Annotated in this window: 2 protein-coding genes; both read left to right on the top strand. The window is 71.7% G+C overall.

The genetic code is table 11. The annotated features are described in order from the left end of the window. Positions 1-447 (top strand): helix-hairpin-helix domain-containing protein (locus FV222_RS27695; protein WP_246685715.1); only part of this gene is annotated, 447 nt, incomplete at its 5' end. 156 nt (positions 448-603) lie between these two features. Next, positions 604-819 (top strand): hypothetical protein, encoded by a 216-nt coding sequence (locus FV222_RS27700; protein WP_147754119.1) that lies wholly within the window; start codon positions 604-606, stop codon positions 817-819. Positions 820-869: the final 50 nt, after the last annotated feature.

Genomic DNA, 869 nt, shown 5'->3' on the forward strand with positions numbered 1-869 from the left:
CCGCCGCCGCGACAGGTCGGGCCGTCGGTGCCGGTGCCCTCGACGGCGCCGCGGCGCGACACGGCCCTGACACGTCCGCCTGCACCCGCTCCCATGCCTGCGCCGGCAACCATGCCGACGCCCGCGCCTCAGCCGACGGCCGAGGCACCCGCCGTCCCGCAAACGTCCCCTGAGCCACGAACCGTCGCCCCCGAGTTGGACGCCTCCCAGCCTGCCGGGCGGGCGGAGGTGGAGGCGGCCGCCGAAACCGGCGGCCCGAGGGCGTTGGCACTCGTCGACCTCAACACCGCGTCGGTCGCGGATCTGAACGGTCTGCGCGGCGGCGGCAGCATCGGGCGGGCGATCATCCAGCGGCGGCCCTACGCTTCGATCGACCAGCTGCTGTCGAAGCGCGTGCTCAGCCGCGCCACCTACGACAAGATCAAGGATCAGGTCACGGTTCGTTGATCTGATCGGGAGCGAGACCGGCGGTCGCCTGTCAGGCGTCGCAGCCTCGGGAGCCGTCGCGAGAACTGGCGCAGTCCGCGCCGGTTGCCTATTGTGGCCCTCGACGGAGGGATCGTCCGCGCTGGCGATCCCCGATCGGAGTGCGAGGAGTTGCGCATGTTCACCCAGACCGGCAGCGCGATCCTTCGGGACGACCTCGGCGTCGAGGAAACCACCGAGACCGACAACATCGTCCGCTGGGACGGCGAGCGGCTCTACGTCGAGCACGACGTCTACCACAACGGTCAGCTGGTCCACCGCAAGTATCGCCGCAACGTCACCGAGCCGGTCGCCCGGGCGTTGCTGGCGGTGATCAACCGCACCAAGCAATGAGGCGTCTCGCGCTCGCCGCCCTGGCGGGGCTGGCGCTCGCCGGCCCGGCC

It is taken from the genome of Methylobacterium sp. WL103, from assembly GCF_008039885.1.
Lineage (GTDB): Bacteria > Pseudomonadota > Alphaproteobacteria > Rhizobiales > Beijerinckiaceae > Methylobacterium > Methylobacterium cerastii.

Bases quoted from the DNA above. Each gene is read 5' to 3' on its own strand.
- FV222_RS27700 (WP_147754119.1), top strand. From the start codon at position 604: ATGTTCACCCAGACCGGCAGCGCGATCCTTCGGGACGACCTCGGCGTC.